Source organism: Phenylobacterium sp., assembly GCF_004799515.1.
In the GTDB taxonomy this organism is placed as follows: domain Bacteria; phylum Pseudomonadota; class Alphaproteobacteria; order Caulobacterales; family Caulobacteraceae; genus Phenylobacterium.
Genome location: NZ_SSMX01000008.1, coordinates 48,462 through 73,256 on the forward strand (window position 1 = coordinate 48,462; position 24,795 = coordinate 73,256).

General features: G+C 67.2%; 20 protein-coding genes. 10 read left to right on the top strand and 10 right to left on the bottom strand.

All coding sequences use genetic code 11. The features are described from left to right. The first annotated feature begins 1 nt into the window (after position 1). From cyoB to E8A49_RS04050, 3 genes are read left to right on the top strand one after another with little or no spacing between them, the layout of a single operon-like run. Positions 2 to 1,966 (top strand): cytochrome o ubiquinol oxidase subunit I, encoded by a 1,965-nt coding sequence (cyoB, locus tag E8A49_RS04040; RefSeq protein ID WP_293376636.1) that lies wholly within the window; start codon positions 2 to 4, stop codon positions 1,964 to 1,966. An 8-nt stretch (positions 1,967 to 1,974) separates the two neighbouring features. Continuing rightward, on the top strand, positions 1,975 to 2,595 hold the full coding sequence (gene cyoC / locus E8A49_RS04045) for a cytochrome o ubiquinol oxidase subunit III (protein WP_293376638.1): 621 nt from the start codon (positions 1,975 to 1,977) through the stop codon (positions 2,593 to 2,595). Continuing rightward, on the top strand, positions 2,592 to 2,978 hold the full coding sequence (locus tag E8A49_RS04050) for a cytochrome C oxidase subunit IV family protein (RefSeq protein WP_293376640.1): 387 nt from the start codon (positions 2,592 to 2,594) through the stop codon (positions 2,976 to 2,978). The genes cyoC and E8A49_RS04050 overlap by 4 nt, the downstream gene beginning before the upstream one ends. 188 nt (positions 2,979 to 3,166) lie before the next feature. Here the strand turns inward: E8A49_RS04050 and E8A49_RS04055 are convergent, their stop codons facing one another. Both E8A49_RS04055 and E8A49_RS04060 read right to left on the bottom strand, forming a co-directional pair. Next, positions 3,167 to 4,663: a CoA transferase gene (locus tag E8A49_RS04055; RefSeq protein ID WP_293376642.1), complete on the bottom strand. Its 1,497-nt coding sequence runs from the start codon at positions 4,661 to 4,663 to the stop codon at positions 3,167 to 3,169. 127 nt (positions 4,664 to 4,790) lie between these two features. Further along, on the bottom strand, positions 4,791 to 7,175 hold the full coding sequence (locus E8A49_RS04060) for a membrane-bound PQQ-dependent dehydrogenase, glucose/quinate/shikimate family (RefSeq protein ID WP_293376644.1): 2,385 nt from the start codon (positions 7,173 to 7,175) through the stop codon (positions 4,791 to 4,793). Positions 7,176 to 7,396: 221 nt separating this feature from the next. On the opposite strand from E8A49_RS04060, the gene E8A49_RS04065 reads away from it, so the two are divergent. Beyond that, on the top strand, positions 7,397 to 7,639 hold the full coding sequence (locus E8A49_RS04065; protein WP_293376646.1) for a hypothetical protein: 243 nt from the start codon (positions 7,397 to 7,399) through the stop codon (positions 7,637 to 7,639). An 18-nt stretch (positions 7,640 to 7,657) separates the two neighbouring features. Here the strand turns inward: E8A49_RS04065 and E8A49_RS04070 are convergent, their stop codons facing one another. After that, on the bottom strand, positions 7,658 to 8,092 hold the full coding sequence (locus E8A49_RS04070; protein WP_293376648.1) for a hypothetical protein: 435 nt from the start codon (positions 8,090 to 8,092) through the stop codon (positions 7,658 to 7,660). Between the two features lie 439 nt (positions 8,093 to 8,531). On the opposite strand from E8A49_RS04070, the gene E8A49_RS04075 reads away from it, so the two are divergent. After that, entirely contained in the window at positions 8,532 to 9,359 is an 828-nt protein-coding gene (locus E8A49_RS04075) for an alpha/beta hydrolase (RefSeq protein ID WP_293376650.1), read from the top strand. 72 nt (positions 9,360 to 9,431) lie between these two features. On the opposite strand, the gene E8A49_RS04080 is transcribed toward E8A49_RS04075, so the two are convergent. Genes E8A49_RS04080 through E8A49_RS04095 form a run of 4 tightly spaced genes read right to left on the bottom strand, consistent with a single transcriptional unit; the run spans position 9,432 to position 13,959 of the window. Next, the gene (locus tag E8A49_RS04080; RefSeq protein WP_293376652.1) at positions 9,432 to 9,812 is read right to left on the bottom strand and encodes a hypothetical protein; all 381 of its coding nucleotides are present in this window, start codon (positions 9,810 to 9,812) and stop codon (positions 9,432 to 9,434) included. 18 nt (positions 9,813 to 9,830) lie between these two features. Continuing rightward, entirely contained in the window at positions 9,831 to 11,228 is a 1,398-nt protein-coding gene (locus tag E8A49_RS04085) for an efflux transporter outer membrane subunit (protein WP_293376654.1), read from the bottom strand. Beyond that, positions 11,225 to 12,325, bottom strand: coding sequence for an HlyD family secretion protein (locus tag E8A49_RS04090; protein WP_293376656.1), 1,101 nt, complete (start codon positions 12,323 to 12,325; stop codon positions 11,225 to 11,227). Before E8A49_RS04090 ends, E8A49_RS04085 begins: the two co-directional genes overlap by 4 nt. After that, positions 12,322 to 13,959, bottom strand: coding sequence for an MFS transporter (locus E8A49_RS04095; protein ID WP_293376657.1), 1,638 nt, complete (start codon positions 13,957 to 13,959; stop codon positions 12,322 to 12,324). Before E8A49_RS04095 ends, E8A49_RS04090 begins: the two co-directional genes overlap by 4 nt. Positions 13,960 to 14,316: 357 nt before the next feature. Between E8A49_RS04095 and E8A49_RS04100 the strand changes: the two genes are divergently transcribed. Then, complete coding sequence (locus E8A49_RS04100) at positions 14,317 to 14,679, top strand: response regulator transcription factor (RefSeq protein ID WP_293376658.1); 363 nt, start codon at positions 14,317 to 14,319, stop codon at positions 14,677 to 14,679. Positions 14,680 to 14,701: 22 nt separating this feature from the next. Then, the gene (locus tag E8A49_RS04105) at positions 14,702 to 15,286 is read left to right on the top strand and encodes an AraC family transcriptional regulator (RefSeq protein ID WP_293376659.1); all 585 of its coding nucleotides are present in this window, start codon (positions 14,702 to 14,704) and stop codon (positions 15,284 to 15,286) included. Between the two features lie 80 nt (positions 15,287 to 15,366). Here E8A49_RS04105 and E8A49_RS04110 read toward each other — a convergent pair whose 3' ends face one another. The 3 genes from E8A49_RS04110 to E8A49_RS04120 form a co-directional block, all read right to left on the bottom strand. Beyond that, entirely contained in the window at positions 15,367 to 15,969 is a 603-nt protein-coding gene (locus tag E8A49_RS04110; protein ID WP_293376660.1) for a histidine kinase dimerization/phosphoacceptor domain -containing protein, read from the bottom strand. Between the two features lie 160 nt (positions 15,970 to 16,129). Beyond that, positions 16,130 to 19,000, bottom strand: coding sequence for a winged helix-turn-helix domain-containing protein (locus tag E8A49_RS04115; protein WP_293376661.1), 2,871 nt, complete (start codon positions 18,998 to 19,000; stop codon positions 16,130 to 16,132). A gap of 191 nt (positions 19,001 to 19,191) precedes the next feature. Continuing rightward, a complete protein-coding gene (locus tag E8A49_RS04120) occupies positions 19,192 to 22,293 on the bottom strand; it encodes a sensor histidine kinase (RefSeq protein ID WP_293376662.1) in 3,102 nt (1,033 codons plus the stop codon). Positions 22,294 to 22,426: 133 nt separating this feature from the next. Here E8A49_RS04120 and E8A49_RS04125 point away from each other — a divergent pair, with 133 nt between their 5' ends. From E8A49_RS04125 to E8A49_RS04130, 3 genes are all read left to right on the top strand, one after another. Further along, on the top strand, positions 22,427 to 23,068 hold the full coding sequence (locus E8A49_RS04125; protein ID WP_293376663.1) for a response regulator transcription factor: 642 nt from the start codon (positions 22,427 to 22,429) through the stop codon (positions 23,066 to 23,068). Positions 23,069 to 23,172: 104 nt separating this feature from the next. After that, positions 23,173 to 23,403 (top strand): winged helix-turn-helix domain-containing protein, encoded by a 231-nt coding sequence (locus E8A49_RS23120; protein WP_366928781.1) that lies wholly within the window; start codon positions 23,173 to 23,175, stop codon positions 23,401 to 23,403. Between the two features lie 939 nt (positions 23,404 to 24,342). Then, positions 24,343 to 24,756 carry an NAD(P)-binding protein gene (locus tag E8A49_RS04130; protein ID WP_293376664.1) on the top strand — a complete coding sequence of 138 codons (414 nt, stop codon included), beginning with the start codon at positions 24,343 to 24,345 and terminating at the stop codon, positions 24,754 to 24,756. The last annotated feature ends 39 nt before the right edge of the window (positions 24,757 to 24,795 follow it).

Below are 24,795 nucleotides of genomic sequence, written 5' to 3' on the forward strand. Positions count from 1 at the left end.
AATGTTCGGCAAACTCACCCTCTCAGCCTTCCCGCTCGACCAGCCGATCATCATGGGCACGATCGCCGTGCTCATCATCGGGATCGCGGGCGTCCTTGGGCTCATCACCGTCCTGCGCCGCTGGAAGTGGCTGTGGGTCGAATGGATCACCACCGTCGACCACAAGCGGGTCGGGATCATGTACATCCTGCTGGCCCTGGTGATGCTGCTGCGCGGCTTCTCAGACGCCATCATGATGCGCATGCAGCTGGCGCTCGCGCACGGCGGCCACCCCGGGTTCCTGCCGCCCGAACACTACGACCAGGTGTTCTCGGCCCACGGCACGATCATGATCTTCTTCGTCGCCATGCCCTTTGTGGTGGGGCTGATGAACTTCGCCGTCCCGCTCCAGATCGGCGCTCGCGACGTCGCCTTCCCGGTGATGAACTCGCTCAGCTTCTGGCTCACCGCGGCCGGGGCGCTGCTGCCCAACATCGCGCTGGGCGTCGGCGAGTTCGCCCGCACCGGCTGGCTCGTCTACCCGCCGCTCTCGGAACTCCCTTACAGCCCGGGCGTCGGCGTCGACTACTATCTGGTCGCGCTGCAGATTTCCGGGATCGGCACCCTGCTGTCCGGCATCAACCTCGTCACCACCATCCTAAAGTGCCGCGCACCCGGCATGACGCTGATGATGATGCCGGTCTTCACCTGGTGTGCGCTCGCGGCGAACATGATGATCGTCGCCGCTTTCCCGATCCTCACTGGCACCTTCGCGATGCTGATGCTGGACCGCTACCTCGGCATGCACTTCTTCACCAACGACGCCGGCGGCGCGCCGATGATGTTCCTGAACCTCATCTGGAGCTGGGGTCATCCCGAGGTCTACATCCTCGTACTTCCCTGTTTCGGGGTGTTCTCCGAGGTCATCTCCACCTTCTCGGGTAAGCCGCTGTTCGGCTACCGCTCGATGGTGGTGGCCACCATGGTGATCACCCTCTTGGCCTTCGTCACCTGGCTGCACCACTTCTTCACGATGGGCTCCGGCGCCGACGTCAACGCCTTCTTCGGCATCGCCACCATGATCATCGCCATCCCCACCGGGGTGAAGGTCTTCAACTGGCTCTTCACGATGTACGGCGGCCAGATCCGCTTCGAGACGCCGGTGCTCTGGACGATCGGGTTCATGATCACCTTCGTCATCGGCGGGATGACCGGCGTCCTGATGGCCGTCCCGCCCAACGACTTCCTGCTGCACAACAGCCTGTTCCTGATCGCCCACTTCCACAACGTGATCATCGGGGCGGTGATCTTCGGAAGCTTCGCAGGGCTGAATTACTGGTGGCCCAAGGCCTTCGGCTTCACCCTGCACTCCGGGCTCGGCAAGGCGATCTTCTGGTGCTGGTTCGTCGGCTTCTGGCTGGCCTTCATGCCGCTCTACATCCTGGGCTTCCTCGGCATGACCCGGCGGATGAACCACACGGACAATCCGCTTTGGGTACCGTATCTGGTGGCTGCCGCCATCGGCGCCTGCATCATCATGACCGGGATACTGCTGCAGTTCGTGCAGATCGCGGTCAGCATTCGCCAGCGCCGTTACCACCGCGATATGACCGGCGACCCCTGGGGCGGCCGGACCCTGGAATGGTCCGTGCCGTCGCCGGCCCCGTCCTACAACTTCGCGCGCATACCTCAGGTCACCGGCCTCGACGCCTGGTGGACGCAGAAGGCCGCCGGCCGAACCGTGACGCCGCCCGCCTTCGAGGCGATCGAGACGCCGCGCAATTCTCCGATCGGCTTCATCACCGCCTTCTTCGCGGTTGTCGGTGGCTTCGGGGTGATCTGGCACATCTGGTGGCTTGCCGTACCCGCGGTGATCGCCGCCCTCGCCGCGCTGGTGACCTCGTCCTGGCGCCCCCGCGGCGAACTCATCCTTTCGGCCGACACCGTGGCCCGCACCGAGCGCAGCCTGCGCCCCCGCTCCGCCTAGAGGTTTTCATGACCACGCTCGATGCATCACGGCTCCCCTTCGCGGACCCGCCCCACGACCGCGCCGCCGACCGGCTCGGCGCCACGGGCTTCGGCTTCTACGTGTACCTGCTGAGCGACGCGATCCTGTTCGCCTCGCTGTTCGCCGCCTTCGCCGTCCTCCACCGCGCGACGGCCGGCGGGCCGACGGGACCGGAGGTCTTCAAGCTTCCGGGCGTCCTGCTGGAGACCGCCTGCTTGCTGGTTTCCAGCTTCACCTGCGGATTGGCGATGATCGCGGCCAACGCCGGCCGGAAGCTCGCGCTGACCGGATTCCTGGCCATCACCTTCGCCCTGGGCGCCGCCTTCCTGGGCCTGGAGGTCTCGGAATTCACCCGGATGATCGCCGAAGGCGCCGGGCCGGACCGTAGCGCCTTCCTCTCCGGCTTCTTCACCCTGGTGGGCGCCCACGGCCTGCACATCACCGTCGGACTGGCATGGATCCTGATCCTGTTCGGGCAGCTGTGGCGGGACGGCTTCGGCCCCGGCTTTTCCCGCAGGATCTTCTGCTTCTCGCTCTTCTGGCACGTGCTCGACGTGGTCTGGATCGCGATCTTCACCTTCGTCTACCTGATTGGATCCCAGCCATGAGCGACTACCAGGACAGCCGCGCGGCGGCGCCGCGCACGCCGGGCGAGGACGCCCGCGGCGGCGTCGGCCATTGGAAGACCTATGCGGTCGGTCTGGGGCTCGCCCTCCTGCTGACCGGCGCGGCCTTCGCGATGGCCGGCACGACCCTTATGACGCCGGCCAGCATCGTCGCAGGCCTCATCGTGTTGGCGATCGCCCAGATGATCGTGCACCTGATCTTCTTCCTGCACATCACCACCGCGCCGGCGCACAAGACCAACATCCTGGCCTTGCTGCTCACCTTCGTGATCATCCTGCTGGTGGTGATCGGCTCACTGGTGATCATGGGCCAGTCGAACGGCCTGATGATGCCCATGGATCAGCTCATGTCCCGTCAGCGCTGAGCACCGGCGTTCCCCCGACGAAAAGGCGCAGCATCTGGCGCTGCCCCCATTTCTAGGCGGCTCGGCTGTTCGGGAACAGCACGGTGACCATCGGTGAAGGCCGCCCAAGGTCTTGTCGGAATAGGACCGCGCGCCACCAGGAAACTGATTTGGGCGCCGCCGATCTTACCCCAGCCGGGACGCCGCCGTCAGCGCGACAGCCACTCCGGCAGCGCCGACCCGCGAGGCTCCAGGACGTGGGCATAGTGGCCAGGCGTAGCCGACATCTCAACCTGTTCGGTCATGCCGGTGTAGCGCCCCATCGGGGTGTCGGCCGTGAATAGGTCCGGAGGCGGATAGCTGTGCTCGTCGCATGATCCCGCCGTATAGCGCGCATAGTCCTTGTCGAATATTCCCAAGGACATCAGCCACAAGGTGGTCCGCGACAGCGAGACGGTCACCCGATAGCTTCCGCCTTCCACGGCGCGACGTTTAAGCGCCTGCAGGATGCCTACGGTGCCAAGCCATCCCGTGACGAAGTCGTTGATCGCGACCGCCGGCAGCTTGGGCGCAGCGTCGGTTCCCTCCAGACAGGCCAGGCCCAGCGAATAGGCGGTCGAGGTGTCGAAGCCGACGCGATCCGACCAGGGACCTTCGCGGCCGGCGTAGCAGACGCGTGCATGGATCAGTCCGGGGAAATCCCGGCAGAGCCGCGCCGCGCCGAGGTCGTGGGCCTCAAGATAGTGGGGCCGGCGGTTCGAGAAGAACACGTCGGCCGTGCCGAGCAGCTCCCGGAATCTGGCATGGGCCTCGTCCCTCTTGAGGTCGAGCCGAGCCGAGCGCATGCCGATATGGGAGGCATAGAGCAGGATGTCGTGCTCCCAATCCTGGGGATTCCAGATGTTCAGCACATCGGCGCCATGCAGCGCCAGCGCGCGGCCGATGGCAGGCCCTGCGATCACATGCGCCAGGCCGAGCGCGCGGACACCGTCGAGCGGCGTCTTGGCGTCCGGCGCGAACGGCTTGGGCGCGCTGTCGGCGATCTTCGTCACCTCGATCAGCGGCATGTCGCGCAGCGACTGGGTGTAGACGCCCATCTCCAGGATTTCCTGCAGCGGCCGCGCCAGCGCCATGACCACGCCGGCCTCCGCCGCGGCCGTCTCCAGATCTTCACCGTTCCATTGTCGGATCGCCGCGGCGGTCGCCGCCTTGGTGCTGACCGCGTTCAGCAGCTCGGACGTCCGCTGATGCAGCTTGGGATAATAGTCGGTGGGCAGAACCCATCGACCGTCTTTGGTCTCGTAGACCGACTCCTCGAAGGGGCTGTTCGGATCCGACCAGGCGCCGCCGAGATAGCCGTTCACGGTCTCCCACTTGCGCTCGTAGAAGCCGCCGTACCGGCGCATGGCCTTGCGCACGTCCACGTGGATATCTTGCGGCTGTCCCGTGCGCAGCCGCCATATCGAGGCGACCTGGAGCGCCTTGGCGGCCAGGCCAATCGCCGACATCGACGCGAAGGGCACGATCGTCGGGAGGATCGGATCCTTCCCATAGAAGGTGAGGCATCCGCCGCTTTCCGCGCCGGTGGCCCCGACAAGGTTCATCACGGCTTCGGTCTGGCCCTGCAGGTCGATTTCGGAATCGGTCTTGCGGGTGGCCAGGTTGGCCTGCAGGGCTTGAGTCAGGGCTTCGCCGCTTGCGATCATCGTCAGGCGTCCATGAGAGGGGAAAGGGACCGGTAATCGGCGGGATCTACAGGTCGTGGAGGAAGGCCAGCAGCAGCGCGTTGACCCAGGCCGGCCGTTTCGGCGCGGCGAAGGGGCGCCGATCCGGTCAGGTTTTTGGCGGCAGCGCGAAGGCGATGACGACGTCGGCGCGGTCCGGCGAGTGCGCCGCGCCGCCGACGGAAAGGACGATGTACTGGCGTCCGGTCTTCGGGGAGACGTAGCTCATCGGGGTCGCGCTGGCGCCCGCGGGCAGCCGGTATTTCCAGACTTCCCGGCCGGTCTGCGCGTCGTAGGCTCGGAAGTGGTAGTCCTGGAAGCCGCCGAAGAAGACCAGGCCGCCGGCGGTGGTCATCGTACCTGCGTAGGTGGGCATGCCCACCGGCATCGGCATGTGCGAGGCGATCCCGAACGGGCCGAGCTTCTCGGCGGTCCCCGCCGGGACCTGCCAGGCGATCTTGTGGGTGTTGAGGTCCACCGCGGTGATGGTGCCGAACGGCGGTTCGGTGCAGGGCACCCCGATCGGCGACAGCCAGAAATAGGTCGCCTCGCCGTAGGGCAGGCCCGCCATTGCGGCCGGTCCGTGGCCGTCGTGATCAGGCCAGGGGTGAGCCTTCGACCAGGCCGCATAGTTCGCGCGGGGGATCAGGTAGAATTCGCTGGGGATGCGGATGTCGTTGAAGAAGGCCAGGTGGTTGGTCGGGTCATAGGAGACGCTGCCCCAGTTCATCCCGCCGCCGTTGCCCGGCTGCTCGATGGACTTCTTCAGGCCAGGCGGTGTGAAGTCGCCGCCGTACTGATGCTGTAAGAACCCGATGCGGCACATCAGCTGGTCGAGCATCGTCGCCCCCCACATGTGCCGCTCGGAGAGGTGCTGGTCGCCGATCGTCGGCATGCCCGTCGAATAGGGCTGGGTCGGCGACAGGTGTTCTCCAGGGACAGCCCCGGCCTGCGTCACCGGCTTCTCCTCGATTGTCGCCAGCGCTGCCCCGGTCTCCCGGTTCAGCAGGAAGATCTGGCCGCGCTTGGTCGCCTGCAGCAGGGCCGGCGTCATGTGGCCCTGGCCGTCGGGCGCGTCGACCAGCGCCGGCTGCGACGGCAGGTCGTAGTCCCAGATGTCGTGGTGGACGGTCTGGACCTTCCAACGCTCCTTGCCCGTCTCCACGTCGACCGCGACGACCGAGGAATTGTAGGCGTCGGAAGCCTTCATGCGTTGCCCGCCGAAGTAGTCCGGGGTCTCGTTGCCGAGCGGCAGGTAGACCAGGCCAAGCCGGTCGTCATAGGCGGCGTGAGTCCACATGTTGGGGGTGGCGCGGGTATAGGTCTGCCCCGGCGGCGGCGCCCCGGAGTTCGACGGGTTGCCGAGGTCCCAGGCCCAGGCCAAGGCGCCAGTGCGGGCGTCGAAGGCGCGGACCACGCCGGAAGGCTCGCCGACCGTCTGGTTGTCGAGGACGTATCCGCCCACGACGACCTTGTTGCGGGCGACGAGGGGCGCAGAGGTCACGAAGTAGAATCCCGGCTTTACCGGCCCCATGCCCTCCCTAAGATCGACTTGGCCGTGGTCGCCGAAGTCCGCGCAAGGCTCCCCGGTCTTGGCGTCGAGCGCGATCAGGCGCGCGTCGGTGGTGTTGTTGAGGATTCGCTCGGCGCAAGGTCCGGTCGCCGCCACGCCGGCGACGGCGGGCAAGGCGTAGTAGCCCAGGCCACGGCACCGCTGCCAGGTCGCGCCCTTGGCGTGCGGGTCATGGGTCCAGCGTGCGGCGCCGGTGTCGGCGTCCACCGCCGAGACGATGTCGTTTTGCGAACAGGTGAAGAGGGTGTCGCCGATCTGCAGCGGCGTGTTCTGCAAGACGCCGGGTCCGTGGTCGCCATTGTGGAACTGCCAGGCGACTTTGAGGTCCGCGACATTGCTGCGGTTGATCTGGTTGAACGGTGCGTAACGGGTTCCCTCGGTGGTGCGCCCATAGGCCGTCCAGTTCGAAGGCGCGTTGTCGATCGTGGGCGTCTGGAATTGGCCGCCGGCCGTGGGCTTGATCGCGCCGTGGATGGTGAACGCCGCCGCGAACTGCGCGACCAGCAGGACGGCCGCCACGCCGCCGGCCGCCGCCATGGGCCATCGCTTGCCCTTGGCGCACCAACCGGCTGTCAACAGCAGGGCCGCCGCCGCGAAGCCGATCGGCATCATGAGGCGCGGGAAGAGCGCCCAGTAGTGGGCGCCGACCTCCCAGAGGGCCCACGGGATGGTCAGCAGTGCGATGCCGCCCACCCACCAGGCCCCAGCCGGCCGCAACCTCACCAGCAGGTAGGCCGCCACCAGATAGGCCGCGCCGGCCGCCAGGTAGTAGGGCGAACCGCCCAGGGTCAGCAACTCGATCCCGCCGCCCAGCAGCCCAAGGCCGATCAGGCCGAGGACCACGCCCAGGATCCGGGTGAGGAGTCGAAATATCCCCGTCGGGCGCGTCTCGACCCCGCTGCTGGCGCTGACATTCGACATGTTCGCTCCGATCGATGTGGGGCTCTGAGCGGGCTCGGCTTGAGCCACCTCCCCAGTCACCTGAGGTTAGGAGCGGCGCCGTTCGCCATCGATCCCCCGGACGGGGGAGATGCAGAAGTTTCAAGGCCTTCGCCGGCTTCGTAGAGCGCCCCCCGTCTGGGGGATTGGCGGGCCGTCGAGGGGAGCGAGGATGCCGGACGCGCGACGCCCCGGAGGCCGGCATGCTCCTCTTAGGACTTATGATCGTCTCGACGGGACTTGCGATGCCCGTGACGGCGACCTTGCAGATGCGATGGTTCCGAACGCGGCTCGACAAGGGATCCGACAGCTACTTTGAAGAGCAGCGGTCGCGACGAACCTATGTGTGGCTGAACGGCCGTGGCGGCATCGCCTTGCGTGGCCTGCTGCTTGCGGCGTGGGGTCTGCTCCCCTGTCTTGTCGCGCTTCATCATGTTGGCCGCTGAAGCCGCCGGCGCGGCGGTTCAGGAGGACTGGTCGATCACCGTGTTGATCCGCCAGCCGCCCGGCCCCAGGGCCGTGAGATAGGCGAAATGCGCTTCCTGCGTGACGCCGGTGAGAAAGTTTCCGAGCCACTCAGCTTCGACGATGGCCGCTCGCGGGCCTAGAAGGTGGATGGCCAACGCCGTGGTCGTCGCCTTGGTCAACCCGCTTCGCCGCAGGCTTTCGACCTTCGCGCCGATCCCACCGAAGCCCGTGATCGCCTCCGGCGTCCGCATCACGATATCGGCTGTGCGGCCCACAATCCGCGCCGGCGCGACGTAGTAGTCGAGAAGGATCGCGGTATTGGCTCTGTCGCCCGAAGCCAGATCGGAGAACGCGGCCACGTAGCTCGAGAACCAAGCCGCCACCTCCGCGGTAAGGGCCGAAGCTGCCGGCTCGTCGATTTGGTTCTGCACGGAGGAATCCCAGCGGGTCGCCGCATGTCGCGTATGCGCAGCAGCGTTTCCTTCGGAATGTGAATCGGGGGGCCTTCGGCGCCTATCACCCGTTCGGGGGGCGAGGCCATCAGCGACGGGTCGATGCGCAGCCGGCGTCCTGAACGCGGGTCCGTACAAAACGGCCCTCTGCAATTCTATAGGCGCGCGCCGGGTTCGGGCCTTGTCGCCCTGGCTCAAGGGCGGTCGCAGGACGGCCCTCACCCGCACAGTGCTCGACGCAGAGGATTCGTTCGGCATGACGACCCCACACGACCAGACTGGCTACTCACGGCGCGGACTGCTGTCCGCCACTGCTAGCGCCAGCGCCACGGCGGTGATCGGCCTTGGCGTCGCCACCTCGACCCGAGCGGCGCCACGTCGCGTCGCGCCCACGGCGCATCACACCACAGGAGACAAAATGGACACCTTCACCACCCAGGACGGCGTGCGCATCTACTACAAGGACTGGGGGACCGGTCAGCCGATCGTCTTCCATCACGGGTGGCCGCTGAGCGCCGACGACTGGGACGCCCAGATGATGTTCTTCGTCGAGCGTGGCTTCCGGGTGATCGCTCACGACCGGCGCGGACACGGCCGATCGACCCAGACGTCGAGCGGCAACGACATGGACACCTATGCCGCCGACGTCGATCAGCTGAGCAAACACCTGAAGCTGGAGGGCGCCGTCCATATTGGCCACTCGACGGGCGGTGGCGAGGTGGCCCGCTACGTCGCGCGTTACGGCACGACGAACCGCGTCGCCAAGGCCGTCCTGGTCAGCGCGGTGCCGCCGATCATGCTCAAGTCGGCGGCCAACCCCGGCGGCCTTCCCATCGAAGTGTTCGACAGCTTCCGCACAGCCCTGGCCACCAACCGCGCGCAGTTCTTCCGCGATGTGCCCACCGGCCCGTTCTACGGCTTCAATCGGCCGGGCGCTAAGGTCAGTCCCGGGGTCATCGACAACTGGTGGCGCCAAGGCATGATGGGCGGGGCCAAGGCCCACTACGACTGCATCAAGGCCTTCTCCGAGACCGACTTCACCGGGGACCTTAAGGCCATCGATGTGCCCACCCTCGTGATGCACGGCGAGGATGACCAGATCGTGCCATTCGCCGACGCCGGCCCGCTCTCCGCCAAGCTGCTGAGGAAGGCTACGATCAAATTCTATCCTGGCCTGCCGCACGGCATGTGCACGACCAATCCGGAGATCATCAACCCGGACCTGCTGGCCTTCATCAAAGCCTAGCCCACCTTCTCCTCCAACGGCTCCAGGCGCCTGCTCGCCGAAATCGGCGGGCGGGCGGGCGTTTGCGTTGGACTAGCGGGGCTCTTCAACCCACGCGATGAAATCGGGATGCGTGTCGAAGCCCTCGCGCAGGTCCGGCCAGTGGCGGCGGAAGAGCGGCGTGCAGAACAACCGGGTGATGTCGGCTTCCCAGATGGCCCAGATGGGCTTGGCGATGAATCCCGCCTTTCGCAGCGCATGGAACTCGAAGACGATGTGCAGCGCCTGGGTCAGGCCCTGCTTCTGGCCGGACTCGTTGGAGAGGGTCTCACGCACCAGGTGCACGCGTTCCGAATAGGTCAGGAAGATCTGCACGCCGATCTGATGGCTGTTGTTCCGGACCGCGATGTAGACCGCGATCCCGCCCACCAGTGTCGTGGCGAGCGTGACGAACTTGAGGATCAGGTCCACCATCCGCGTGTCTCCGAGCCGTCAGGGCTTGGCGGCGAGGGGCGCGTCGCCGGCCTTCGACCACCCGCCCCCGAGGCCCTGGAAGAGACTGACCGCGGCGTCCAGCCGGTCGACGCGGGCCTGCACTAGGGTGAGCTGCGCGGACAACAGCGCCCGCTCCGCGTCGATCTGGTCGAGGTAGGGGGCGTAGCCGGAGCGGTAGCGGCTCGTCGCCAGCTTGAGCGCGGCCGCGTAGGCGTCGCGCGTCTGGACGAGCGCCCGCTCCTGCTCCGCCGAGCGCCGGACGCCGGCCAGGGCGTCCTCGACATCGCGGAACGCCGAAAGCGCGGTCTTCCGATAGGCGAAGGCGGCCTCATTGCGGCGGGCCGCGACGATCCCTTCCTGGGCGCGCAATCGGCCAGCGTCGAAGATCGGTCCCAACAGTCCGGCGGCGAGGTTAAAGGTGCCCGTCGGGTTCTGTTCGATCAGGTCGGCGACGACGCCACCGCCCTGCACGCTGAGCTGCAGGCGCGGCATGAAGGCCGCGCGCGCCGCGTCCAGAGAGCGGTCGGCGGCCACCATCTGTTGTTCCGCCGCGGCCACGTCAGGCCGGCGGCGTAGCAGGGATGACGGCATTCCGCCGGGAACGACGGGCGGCTCCAACGCGGTGAGCGCCACGCCACGGGGGATCTCACTGGGACTTTCGCCTAGCAACAGGCTCAGCGCATCCTCCTGCCGGCGGATGGCCAGTTGGGTGGCGGGCACCAGTTGCTCGGCAGAATGATATTCCGCCTCGGCCTGCCGCAGGTCCAGCTGGGCGGCGTAGCCAGCGTCCGCGCGCCGGCGGATCACGCGCAGCGCCTCACCCCTCGCCTGCAGGGTGTCCTGGAGCACCCCGAGGCGGGCGTCGAGCGCCCGAAGGTTCAGATAGGCTTGGGCCGCGGACGCCGCGACGGCCAGGCGAACCCCGTCCCGCGCGTCCTGGCTCGCAAGCAGGCTGGCGCGTGCCGCGCGACTGGCGCTCCTGAGCCGGCCGAAGAGATCTAGGTCCCAGGTCGCGGTGACCGTGACGCCGCCGAAGTTCTGCTCCTCCGGAATACCGAATCCCGGATTGACGTCGCGGACGCGACCGCCCTGGCCGCCACCGACCAGATCGGGGAGCCGCTCGGCCGCGGCGAGACGGTATTGCGACCGGGCCTCCTCGACCCGCTCCGCGGCGATCGCGACGTCATCGTTGTGCGCCAGGGCGGTCTCGACGACCCGCGTCAGGGCCAAATCGCCAAAGCTTGTCCACCAGGGGTCCGGACCGGCGCCGGCCAGCGCGCCCGGGGATCGCCAGGCAGCAGGGGCCGTGAAGGCGGCCTCAGCCGGGATCGGCGGCCGCACCCCCGCGCAGCCGGCGAGCAGGGCTGCGCCTACGAGGAGTGTCAGGCGCTTCATGGCCGCCTCGTGTCGACGCGGGCTTCCACCGACATGCCGGGCCGTAGGCGCGCAGCCAGGGGCTGGTTGGCGTCCAACCGGATGCGGACGCCGATGCGCTGCGGCACCTTCACGAAATTGCCGGTGGCGTTGTCGGGCTTGAGGACCGCGAATTCCGACCCTGCCGCCGGCGAAAGCTCTTCGACCCGGCCTAGGAGCTTCGCACCGCCAAGCGCGTCGACCTTGAAGCTCGCGGGCTGGCCCGGCGCCATGTGCGACGTCTGGGCCTCCTTGTAGTCAGCGATCACCCAGTGATCGGGCGGCACCAGGGACATCAGCTGCGTGCCGTTGGTGACGAACTGGCCGAGCCGGACGCCGACCTCGCCAAGCTGCCCGCCTTCCGGCGCGCGGATGACGGTGTGGTCGAGGTCGATCCGCGAGGCGTCCAGTTGCGCCTTTGCCGCCTTCACCTGCGCGTCGAGGCCGCCCCGTCCGACGTCCACCGTCCGGAGATCCTCCTTGGCGATCGACCCGCCCGCCTCGGCTTGGCGCACCTGCGCCTCGGCCTGTTTCAGCGCCGCGAGCGTCTGGTCGCGTTCACGCTTGGAGATCGAACCGTCGCTCACCAGATCGTCGGCGCGCGCCATGTCCGCCTGGGCGCGCAGCAGCTGCGCCTGGGCGCTGCCGAGGCCGGCCGTCTGGCTGAGGATCCCGGCGGCGCGGGCCTTGTGGGCCTGTTCGCTGTTGGCCAGGCCGGCCTGGGCCGCCGCGAGATTGGCCTCTGCCTGTTCCACCCGGGCGCGGTAGGGACGGTCGTCGATGCGGGCCAGGACCGCTCCGGCAGGCACGGTCTGGTAGTCCCGGACGGCGACTTCCACCACATAGCCGCTGACCTGCGGTGCGATCACCGTCGTGCGGCCTCGGACATAGGCGTTGTCCGTACGCTCGACCGCACCGCTGAAGGGCGGAAGCCTCCAAGCGGAGAGCACCGCGAACATGCCGACAAGGGCCGCCACCACGACGGTGACGCTCACAACCAAGCTGGGGCGCTTCGGCGTCCAATGTGCGGGCCGGCTCGGCGCCGCGGCGGCGCTGTCCGTGTCGGCAGGTTCAGTCATGTGGCGGCCTCCGGCGCGGGGAAGAAGCGGGCCCGGAACGCGGTCAGCGCCACCAGGTAGAGCACGTACAGCGCGGTCATCAGACCGAGCGCCGCGACCAGTCGGAACACGTCGTTGAAGGCCAGGACGGCGGACTGCTGCGCCAGCGCCTGACCGAGCAGCTTGCCGCCCTCCTGGGTGCGCAACAGCGGGTCGGCCACGGTTCCAGACAAGGCCGCGGCGCCGCCAAGCCGAGCCGCGACGGTGGGATCCGTCGGCAGCATGTGATCCGAGAGCGTCACGGCATGGGCGCGGGCTTCGATCACCTGATAGGTGCCGAGCAGGGCAGATCCCGCCAGGCCGCCGACGTTCTGGGTGGTGCTGAACAGCACCGCGAAGGTGACGAAGAAGGCCGCGCCCCGTTGCGACATCCGCAGGAAGCCGAAGACGTTGGCCGGCCCCATGAAAAGGGTCGTGCCGAACCCCAGCAGGCACTGGCTGAGGATCAGATCGTGGGGCCGCGTGAGTACGGTCGACTGGGCGTCGAGGCCAGCCCCAACGGCGACGATCAGGGCCGCCGCGATCACCTGGTAGGGCAGCCGCTTGACCGACAGCGTCAGGACCGCCGTCACCAAGCCCGCGACCATCGACAGGGCGACGCCAGCGAACAGCAGCCGCAGCTGATCGTTGGTCAGGCCGCCCGCCGACAGCAGGCCGACCGAACCGTAGCTCTGCTCGGCAAGCGCCAGGCGCACCAACAGCGCCACGCCGGCGAACCGCAGGATGTCGACGTTGCTGAACCAGCTGAAATGGATCAGCGGGTTCGACCGGTGCGTCTCGATCAGGATCGCGGCGGCGAACAGCGGGATCGCCGCGGCGAGCATCCAGCCCAAGGCCGGCGTCTCGTTCCACCAGAGCAGACGCCCCAGGCCCAGCACGCCACTGAGCAGGAGAAAGGCCGGGACCAGTAGACCGATGGTCACGAGGTCCAGGCGAGAGAAGGCCTTGCTGCGTTCGCTGGGCGGGAGCGGTACGGCGAGCGTGGCTGCGACGAGGACGAACGCCACCGCCAGTTCCAGCAAGTGGAGGCCCCGGCCATGGCTGGCCACCAGCAAGTCGACGGGGATCATCCGCGCCAGCGGCGTGCCAAGCTGGGTCAGGCCCAGGCCTATCACCAGGGCGATGGGCCGGGTCTTCGGTGTGACAGCCTGGAGCAGGTAGTAGATGCCGAGGCTGACCAGGGCCGCGGCCATCATGCCGTTGACGGCCCGCGCCACCACCGCGGCGGCGAAGGTCGGGCTGACGAGTTGGACCGCCCCCGCCAATGCGTAGAGCAGCAGCAGGCACAGCGTGACCGCCGGAATTCCGAACTGCGCGCGCGCCTTCACCAGGGTGAGGTTGGCGCTGGCGTTCATCGCCACATAGATCGCCGGGAGCCAGCTCAGCTGCGCCACATAGCTGTCCATCGCGCCCGGCAGGTTCGCAACATTCGCGCTGATCAAGGCGTTGGGGAAAGTCGACAGAACCCCGATCAACACCCCTACGAGCGCATAGGCGATCCGCCGGCCGAGGGGATGTCGCGGCACAAACGGCGAGCCGGGGAAGCTCGGCCGCTCGTCAGGCAGGAACTGATATTCCTGGGTCAGCAAGGTCATGCGGGCCACGGCCGGTGCGAATGGTGAGGGCGCCTCGGCGAGCTGTCGGAGAGCGGCATGGTGCGGGCCTTAGCGGCGCCCCGGGACATGCGGGGTCGGATCGCGGCAACCCTAGGAGCGGCGCCTCGCCCGCTTAATCCCCCGGATGGGGGGGCGGTTTGCGGCGCCTGTCTTCCCACCTCAGGTCCGATGGCTCGCGGGAGGGCAGGCGCCCTGGCGCCGGGATCGGCGCGCGTCCTGAGGCCCGTCTTTATTTTGATTAGCACCGCTTAATTCGCCAGTGCGGACGCTGCTGGCCATGGTCACGGTGTCCCCGGTCCTCGCTGTCGAGCCGCCGGCGGGCGGGAGCCGCCAGCGATGCACCAGCAAATACAGACCGACATCCTCCAGAGCGGGATCACCGCGCTTCATGGCGACACCGGCCTGGAGGCGCCCGCCTTGCGGGCCGCGGCCTATGGCCAGGACTGGCAGGGCCGCCTGGCGGAGATTTTCGACGCCACGGCGACCCCGCCCTGCCCCGCGGACCTGACGGGTCGGGAATGCACCATCCTACAGCTGCTGAGCCGCGGCTTCTCCAACAAGGAGGCCGCCAAGACTCTCGGGATTTCCCCGGAAACCGTGAAGTCGCACGTCAAGAACATCTTCCTGAAGCTCGCCGTGGACCGCCGCGCGCAAGCCGTCTCACGCGCCCTTGGACTGGGCGTCATTTCTGCGGGCTGACGCCCGACTCCAGGAGATCGTCATGAACTTCTCAACGTCGGCCCGTCCGGCCTCGGCCACGACGCCCGCAGGCGTCGCGCTAGGCGCGCCCGGCCCCTTCGCTCAGACCGGTGAGGCCGTGTTCAAGCTGCTTCGTGACGGCCTGAGCGCCATGGACGACAACCGCGCAGCCGCGATCGCCTGCATTCAGCGGGCCTATGCGCTGCTGGAAAGCCAGCACGACCGGCGGGACATGGCGTCTGCCGACCGCGTGCCGGGCAGCCTGGCGACCTGGCAGATCCGGCGCGCCACCGCCCTCATCAACGCCAACCTCGACCAGCCGATCGCCACCCACGAGCTGGCCGCCTGCGTGCGCCTCAGCCCGGACTACTTCGCCCGAGCCTTCAAGCTGAGCTTCGGCGTCACCCCGCACACCTACATCTTCCAGCGCCGCCTGGAGCGGGCGCAGGAGCTGATGCTCACCACCGATCAACCCCTCTGCCAGATCGCCCAGGACTGTGGGTTCGCCGACCAGGCGCACTTCACGCGGCGGTTCCGACTGGCGCACGGCGCGACCCCGCACGCCTGGCGCTGCGCTCAGCTGGGGTCCTATCGCTTCGCGGCGTAAGCAGGGCCACACAAAGACCCGAGAGGACAAGGTTCTAGCCCTCGGCGCGACATGCGCCGGGGACGTCTTCGCGTCCGGCCTCAGTCGTCGGCCGTGCACGGGAAGGACAGCATCGCCGCCACGCCTTGCGGCGCGTCGCACCACTCAATCCGACCGCCCAGTTGTTGGGCCAGACCCCGGACGACCTGGCTGCCCCGGCCGGGCTTGCCCCGCCGCGCTGAGCGGCCGTCGCTGACGATCCAGCATTGGACTCGGCCGTCGGCGCAAGACATCAGGACGCTTATGACGCCGGGGCGGCCGCCCAGGCCGTGGCGCACCGCGTTGGTGATGAGCTCGGCGCAGATCAGGCCAACGCGCCAGCAGCGGTCGGCTGAAAGCCAGCAGGTCTGCGTGCTCAGTTCAAGATGGATGCCGCGCTCGCAAAGTGTGGCTTCGCAGAGGGCGCGGCACAGACATGCCAGATGATCGGCGAGATCGATCTCCTCGTCGATAAACGGCCGCTGCAGCGCGCGGTGGGCGGTCGCGCAGCGACGCAGCTGCTGTGCGGCCAGGCTCAGGACATCCCGGGAGGCGGCATCGCCCGTTCCTGCCGCCGCCACCGAGAGCTGCGAGATCGCCGCGGCGTACTCGTTCACCACCCGGTGGGAGATCTCGTCCACGAAGATGAGCGTTGCGGCGTCCATGTCTCGCCTGGGCGGCGTACTTCGGGCGGTCATCTGTGGGTCAAGTCTTGCCATCGCCCCGCAATCTGCAGGGCGCGCCGTCTTGACGCTTGTTGGTCCGGGCGCTCGATTGAACGGTTCAGCGATACCGCAGCGGTCCAGGCCGCGGGCCGCGTCGGTATCAGGGCTTGGCCAGCTGAGCTCGCGCCCGCCGAAGATCGAAGGTCTCAAAGCCCTCCGTGAACGAAGCATAGGTCTGGCGCAGGACGTCCCTGCCTTCGGAGGCGCGCCCGCCGGCTTCCAGGACTTCACAGAGGCTCATGGCGGCGCGCAGCGCCCAGCTGCGCCCGCCTCGCGCGCGGGCGAGATCGAAAGCGTCCCGGATCAACCGCTCAGCTTCCGCGGCGCCCGTCGCCCCGAACTGCTGGAAGTGTCGCAGACCCCGGAGCCGAAAGACCTCCGCGCGATACCAGGCGGGATCGCCGCGATCGGTCCGCTCATCGATCCAGGGGGCGAAGTGGGATTCGTGGGTCGTGCAGGCCATGGCCCGGGCGAAAGGGAAGAAGTCCATTTCCCGTTGCGCGAAGTCGCTGACAGGCGGCGGCGCCTCGTCAAGCAGCGGCGCCAGGGCGGCCTCCATCGATCGTTCCCAGACTGCCCAGTGCTCGACCTGCAGGGTCTCCGCGTAGCACTTCGTCAAGGCGATGATCCGGCGCGCCAACGGGATGTCGCGCAGCCACAATGGGACAGGACCGCCGCTGGTCACCGCGAGGTAGAGCGAGGGCAGATGCTTCAGCTCCTCGGCGGCGTCGAGCGCCGCCACCATGTCCGCGCGGGCCTGGTCGGGGTATCCGCATACCCAGTGGGCGCGGGCGCGGTTGGTAAGTGACGAGATGTGGACGTTGATCTCGAACGGTACGGTCGGCGCGGCGCCCAGCGTCCGTCCTGGGCCGGCCAGCAAGCTGTCGGCGATCTGCTTGGCCTCGGGCGACTGGTCCAGGAAGAACAGCGAATAGCCGTGGTGTGAGGTCTGGAGGACGTCCGGAGCCGGGTGATTGGCCCGTTCCGCGGCGGAGCGGATGCGCAGTGCGTAGGCGGCGCCCACCTCGCACTCCAGGTTTCCCGTCTGGTTCTGATAGAGCCCAAGGAGGGCGGTCAGTTCCTGCGTCGCGTCGCCAACGCCCTCCGCCAGGATCAGCGCCTGGTCGAGCGCGGCCCGGGTGACGCCGGTGAGGCCGTTTTCGAAATCTGCGAGCGCCAGGATGTTCGCCAGGCGCGAGGCGAGACGAGGATCGGGAGGCTCGATCCGCGCCGCGGCCTCGACCGCGCGCTGGGTCCAGGCGTGAAACTCGGACACCAGTTGCAGGTCGAACCAGAGCGGCGCGGAGGCGACGATGAGCTGGCAGGCCAATCTCTGATCGCCCTGGGGCGACAGGCCCCAGTTTAACGCGCGTCGCACATCATCGACCAGAAGCCGCGAGGCGCCGCTCGCCCGCAGGTCCACGCCCTGACGCTCCAGGAGATCGACGTGATAGGCCGCGTGACGGCGGCGGATCTCGTGAGCATCGTCGACGGCTTCCAGCTTCTCAGCGGCGTAGGCCCGCGTGGTCTCCAGCAGCCGGAACCGCAAATCCGTTGGCGTGATGTCATTGGCGACGAGAGACTTGGCGTGCAGCCGCGCAAGCACGCCTCCGGCCTCGCCAAGGTCCTGCAGGCCGATCACCGAGCCGGCGGCTTCCAGGGTAAAGCCCCCAGCGAAGGCCGAGAGGCGCCGCAAGGCCGCCTGTTCGCCCTCCTCCAACAGGCCATAGCTCCAATCCAACGCCGCGGTCAGGGTGCGGTGGCGCTCAGAAGCCCCTCGCATGTCTGGCTGAATAAGCCGAAGCCGCGTGTCGAGCCGGCTGGCGAGGCCGGGGATGCCGAACACCCCAACCAGGGCGGAGGCGAACTCGATCGCCAACGGGAGCCCGTCGAGCTGGCGACAGATGGCGCCGGCCAGGGATGCGTTTTCATCCCCGAGCACGAACCCGTTGGTCGCAGCGCTGGCCCGCTCGACGAGTAGCTGCACGGCGGGATAGGTCAAGGCGTCGGCCGCGCTCAGGTTCGGGGCGTCGGCCGGCGCGTCCAACGGGGCCAAGCGGTAGATTGCCTCACCGCTGATTCGTAGCGGCTCGCGGCTTGTCCCCAACAGGACGACGTCAGGGCATTGCCGCACGACGACAGCCGCGAAGTCGGCGACCGCGTCGATAAGGTGCTCGCAGTTGTCCAGGAGCAGCAGGCTATTGGCTCGTCGCAATGCCGCGACCAGGGCTTGGACATGATCGCCGGCTCCCAGTTCCATCCGCATGGTCGCCGCGACAGCGGCGGGCACATGCTCCGCGTCGCGAACCGCGGCGAGATCCACCAACCAGACGCCGTCGGGATGGCGCGCCTGCTCCGACTGGGCGACATGCAGCGCCAAGGTCGTCTTCCCCACGCCCGCAGGCCCGGTGATCGTAACGAGGCGGCTCTGGCGCAGTTTGGCGATCACCGCCTCGAGGGATCGCGACAGACCGATCACGGACCCAAGGCGGACCGGAAGGTTGGTGGGCGTCGCGACCACGGCAAGCGGCAATGGCGACGTGGCGGTCGTTTGATCATCGACGATCGGCGCCACAAACCGGTATCCGCGACCCGGAATGTTGACGATGTACTGGGCGCCGCCCTGCCCGTCCCCGAGCGCCTGACGCAGGGCGGCTATATTCACCGTCAGATTGTTATCTACGACGGTCGTGTCGGGCCAGACCGCAGCCATGATCTCGGCGCGGGAAACGACCTGTCCCGCGCGCGCCATGAGCAGGATGAGTATCTGCCGCGCGCGGCTGCCGAGGCGCACCACGTCCTCGCCGCGGAACAGCGCCTCGCCGTGGTTCTGGAGACGAAAGGGGCCGAAGCGCACATAGGACGACGACGCGGGCGTTGGCGTCGCGCCCGGCGCCTCGTAAGAGGCGACGTCGCCCGCTCCGGTCGAAGCGGTCGTCTCCCGAACAGGACTCCCGGCGTTGCCGTTCATCAGACCATGTCCGCCCGTTCCCGATCCGAAGGCGGCGCCAGCGGATCCTGCCTGAGGTTAGCGAGGATCGGTCGATAGCGCGTCCACGGAAGCAGCAGGTGCGCCTCCCTCTTTCGGGCGATCAAAATCTAAACCCGAGGCGGATGGTATGAATCACGCCGCTGAAAGTCGACCCGGTCGGCCGACCGCCGTCAGGGCGCCGCCCGTCGGCGGCGCAAGAAGGCCGCTAAGGTCTCACGTAGCCAGTCCAGGCCTCCGGTATTGGGACCGGTGACGAATGCGACCCCCGCAGGGACCGTGACGGCCACCTGCACACCCACGCCCGGCGGGCTGGAGAGCTCGAGCTTGGCATCGATCTTGTCGGCGCGTTCGCGCATGCCGAGGAGACCGAAATGCCCCGATCGGCCAGTTGCCACCACATCGCGCGGCATGCCCACGCCGTCGTCAACGATCCGCAGCGTGAGCGCCCATCGGCTGTAGATCAGCCGAACGTCAATGGTTCCGGCGCCGGCATGGCGGAACGCGTTTGATATCGCTTCCCGCCCGATGGCCGCCAACTCTTCGCCGACGATGGGATGCAGCCCGCGCGGTCCACCTTCGACCGCAAGCTGGAACCGCGCCTCGCCTGTCCCGGCCATGGCCTGGGCGGCGTCGCTGAGCGCGGCGGCCAGGCCGCCCGGTCGATCCAGAGTCCGTAGATCCCGCACCCGGTTGCGGCCTGCGATCAGCACTTCATCCGCACGCGTCAGAACCGCGTCTAACTCCGCCTGCGCGGGCTGGTCTCCAGGCAGCCCTTCCATGACCGCCTGCAATCTCAGCACGAGGCCCTGGAACCCCTGCAGGAGCGTATCGTGCAGCTCCCGGGCGATGCGTTCCCGCTCGTCTAGCCGCTCTTCCAGACGCGCCTGGATGGCCGACGCGAGCTGCCGGATTCGCAAGGTATAGGCCAACCACAGGGCGGCGCCCGCCAGGATCGCGCACAAGGCCAGGAACTCCGGCCTTTGGACGAAGGTGGGAGGGATCTTGAATCGGACGGTTGCGCCGGTGGTGTTCCAGACCCCGTCGTTGTTGGCGGCGATGACCTGGAAGCGATAGTGGCCGGGCCCCAGTCGCGTGTAGAAGGCCTCGCGGCGACCGCCCGCATCGATCCAGGTCTTGTCGACGCCCTCCAGGCGGTAGCGGAAACGCACCCGATCCGGATTCTGCAGGCTGAGGGCCGTGTAGTCGATCTGGAGGTTGGAGGCGCCCGCAGGCAGCTTCACCACGCGTTCGCCACCGTAGACGTGGCCATCTGCTGTGATCCCTCGAATGGCGACTGGGGGCGCAACCGGATCGCGGTAGAGATGCTGCGGATCGATCCAGACAAGATTGCTGACGTTGAGGAACCAGAGGCGACCGTCCGGACCTCGTACGGCGGTGCTGCCGAATTTGCCCACGGCGGCGGTGGACGTCAGGCCGTCGCGAGCGTCGAAGAGCTGCGCATCGAGCCGCACCGTCCGATCGAGGAAGGCGTGCTGCAATTGTCCGGTGTCGACGCGGTAAATGCCGTTGGCCGTGTGAAGCCAGGTGCCACCCCTGTCGTCCGCGACGATCCCCATGGTCTCGTTGAGGTACGGCGCCTGATCGTGCGACAGTGTACGGAACCTCTGGCCGTCAAATCGCGACACACCCAGGAGCCCCCCCACCAGAACACCGTCCGCATCAGGAACAAAGACATTCACGGTTCCTACGTTGGGCCCGTTCGCACCCGCATAGGTGTCAATGTGATCGCCGATGACGCGATCCATCGCGCCGTTCAGGGTCCCCGCGATCCACAGCGCGCCCTGCTGGTCGAACCGAAGGCCCGAGGATCCCGCTGGATTGACGCCCGGCGCGGTGAAGGGCGCCCAGGTATCGCCCCGCCGGCGGAAGACCCCGCGCGCAGCAATGGCAGCCCAAAGAACATGGCCGCTTTCGGCCGCGGACTCCACGTGACCGATATCGATGCTCTTGGGCAGGTCGATGGTCGTCGCGACGCCATCGCGTAGTCTGAACAGCGGTCGGCCGGAGCCATAGAGCACGCCGTCGGACCCGGCCGCATTGAGGACCGTGGCGTCGTCGGCCTGGACCATCAGCCGCTCCGGCGCGCCCCGGGCGATGCGATAGAGGTGTTCGTGCCCCTTGGGCCGGCCCGGACTGTCCGGCGCAAAGCCATCCGCCACATAGACGGCGTCGGCGGAGGCGCTGATGTCCGGGGCCCGACCCTGCAACGCGACAGCGGATTCCGTCACCACATTGGCAGGCGAGAAGCGGTCCAGCCCTTGCGCGGTCGCGACCCAGATGTCGCCCTCGCGGTCCTCGAACAGCATCCTCGCAACATCGCTTGTCAGGCCATCGCGACCGGCAAACGCCTCAACGACGGCGCGCGGCCCCGCGACCGACCGGACCCGATAAAGTCCAAAGGCGGAAACCGGATTGGCGGCCCACAAGACGCCGTCGCGATCCAGCAGCGCATGCCCCTGGACGCCTGGCGCGAGGGGCGCGCCGACCTGGGGCGATGGCGGCGGCGCCCCAGACGGACCAAGGTCAGGCAGCGCGTAGAAGTGCTTCAGAGTGGTGTCGCCCGTCCACAACCGGCCATCGGGGGCGCGTGCGAAGTCGATGATGCTGCCGCCATAGGCATCAGCCTTCAGGAACCCTTTCGCGCCCGGCCTGAGGTAGTAGAGGCCAAGCAGGTTCTTCGACCAGACCACGCCGTCTCTTGCGACCGCGAGCCCCCAGATGCCTCCCGGCTTGGTGTAGCCTTCCGAACTGCCCCAATCGCTCGCCATGACGTGCCAGCCCTGGCCATCGACCCGCGCGACCTGGCTCATGGTGGCGACGAAAACCTCGCCATTGCGGCCTGGAGCGATATGCAAAACGCCTGCGGACGGGATCGAACGGGGCGCGGTCACCGTGGTGAGGACGCCATGGCTTAGCCGCGACAAACCCGTGCTCGATCCGATCCAGAGGTCGCCTGTGCTGCTCACCGCCAGCGAGAAGACGGAGACGCCCGGCAGCGGATGAGTGAACGGCTCAACGCGCACGCCGTCGAACCGGTAGAGCCCTGAATCCGCGCCCAACCAAAGGTAGCCGTCGGGCGTCTGGGCGATCGACGAGATATTGGCAGGCATGCCATCAAGGCGGGTCCAAGCCGTATGGCGGAACTGCTTGAGGCCGCGCGTCGGATCGAGCGCATGGGCGTCGGGACCGGCGAGGCAGACCCAGACCACCGTGAGCAAGGCCAAAATTCTGCGCAGCACCTGAATCCCCACGGACCCGCCTTCGACCACGTCTAGGCTGGCGGCCGAAGAGCGTCGTCCCCAAAGGGGTGACCTGAGCCTAGCCCCAGCGAGGGAGCGATGCGATCAAATTGGGGCTAAGCTTTCCCAGGACACGGAGATTGCCATGGACGAGCGCAGCGCCGCCGACGGCATGATCTCCATCCTGCTCGTCGACGATCATGCGTTCCTGCGTGAAGGCGTGGCCGCCGTGCTTCAGCGGCAGGACGACATGAGGTTGGTCGGCGAGGCCGAGAATGGCGAGGAAGCGATCGAGCGCTTCCGGGCGCTGAAACCGGACATCGTGGTGATGGACCTGCAGATGCCGGGGGTCGGCGGACTGGAGGCCATCGCGGCCATTCGCGCGGACGCTCCCAACGCGAAGATCGTGGTCCTGACCACATTCGACGGCGATGTGCAGGCCTACCGGGCGATGAAGGCCGGCGCGTCGGCCTATCTTCTGAAGAGCAGCTTGCGGAAGGACCTTGTCGATACCGTCCGCGCCGTGCACCGCGGCGGGCGTCGTCTATCGCCGGAAATCGCCGAGAAGATCGCGATGTACGCCATCGACGAACGCCTGAGCGAACGCGAGATCGAGGTGCTGCGCCTGATCTCACAGGGTCAGCCCAACAAAGGCATCGCCCACCGGCTGTCGATCACCGAGGCGACGGTGAAGACCCACCTGAAGAGCATCTTCCTGAAGCTCGATGTCGCAGACCGCACCCATGCGGTCACCGTCGCCGCGCGGCGGGGCATCATCACGCTGTAGCTTGCGAGTGAGCCTTGGCGCCTTCGCCTACACAAATCGGCTGTGCCTTCGGACCGTTCCGGCTCCTGCCTCGACAGGAATAGCTCCGGGACGGCGACCAGACGATCCGCCTCGGGTCGCGGGCCATCGCGATCCTGGTCACGCTCGTGGAACGCGCCGGCGAGCTCGTGACGAAACAACACTGGCGGACCACGACCGTCACCGACGCGAACCTGACGGTCCACATGGTCGCGCTGCGGCGCGCGCCGGGCCAAGGCAATTCTGGCGAACGCTGCATTCTGAACGTTCCAGGTCGCGGCTATAGGTTCGCCGCGCGTGCTAGGACGTCAGCGTAAATGAACGGACGTCGCCATCGCGGAGCCGCCGTCGGCGCGATCCGCACGGGAATTGCGCCCGGCAGCAACCGGCAGCGGCGCGTCAGCAACGCCGCGGCTGGCCTGCACAATTCAGCACCGATCCGGACAATCGTGGCCCCGGGGAGAGACCTACGATCAAGGGCAATGACGTCTTTGCCTGGAGCAGATCGTGGAAAAGCTGGCCATACCGACCGTGATGCTCGCCTTCACGGTGTATTTGATTTTCACGCAGGCCGCACAAAGCATCTGGAGCTAGCTTCCGTGTGGAGTGTTCGCGGCGGCGCGTACGTGCGACACGGGCTGCTCGTTGACTATCCGGAACAGCTGATTTCTGAGCGACCGCGAAGCTGCGCCCTGGGCCTGAAAAATACCGTCTGCTCTTCCGACGAAACCGCGCGTTGCCTGTCTCACGCCCCATGAACCGATAGAAGGCGAAAGGTCCCGACACGTCGCCGGCCAATTGACCATGCAGACGGAATGATCAATGAGAATTCGTAAATCATTGATATTATTACACTTCTATAGCAACGCTTACTCCCACTCTATTGTTGAATGCGCTCATAACTATTTGATTAATATGAATTATTCTTACGAAAATCTAGCTTCATCCGATTGGACCGCCGACGATTCGTAAGCCTATTGAATTTGTTTGGGAATTCTCCGCGAATTTTTTTTGCCCTGTCGCCATCTATCGGCGTCGATCGCGTCCTGAGGCACTCCCCGAATGCGCTTTGGAGCGCGATTTGAGACTAGCGTTTTTTCGCTTCAGAACAAGATCGCAGAGCCCTTTGTCATCTCCAACCAGACGCTCCGCCTTCAGCGGGTTCGCCTCATTGCTGAAGCGCCAGTGACAGCGCCCTGGCACCACGACTTACCCTAAGCGTTGTTTGCCTGCGCTATGCGGGCAGAGGGGATAACTTGGCAACTGAACGCTACGACGTCGTCATTGTCGGCTCGGGCCCCGGTGGCGGCACGATGGCCTGGCGATTGGCCCAGACCGGCAAACGTGTCCTTCTACTGGAACGCGGCGACTATCTCCCTCGGGCACGGGAGAACTGGGACAGCCAAGCGGTGTTCAACGAGGCTCGCTACCAGGCCCCGGAGACCTGGTACAACGCGAAGGGCGACGCCTTTCATCCCGGCCTGCACTACTTCGTCGGCGGCAACAGCAAGGTCTTCGGCGGCGTGCTGCTGCGGCTGCGGGAGCGCGATTTCGGCGAGATCCATGGGCCTGCGTGCCCTGGTCTTCGCCCAAGGATAGCTCGCCGGGTCCCATCTCAACCCGTTTGCCGTCGAGCGTCTCCACGAACCAGCGGCCGGAAAGCGGGATGATCCACTGCGGCTTCGGATTCTCATGCCAGTCGCCGACCC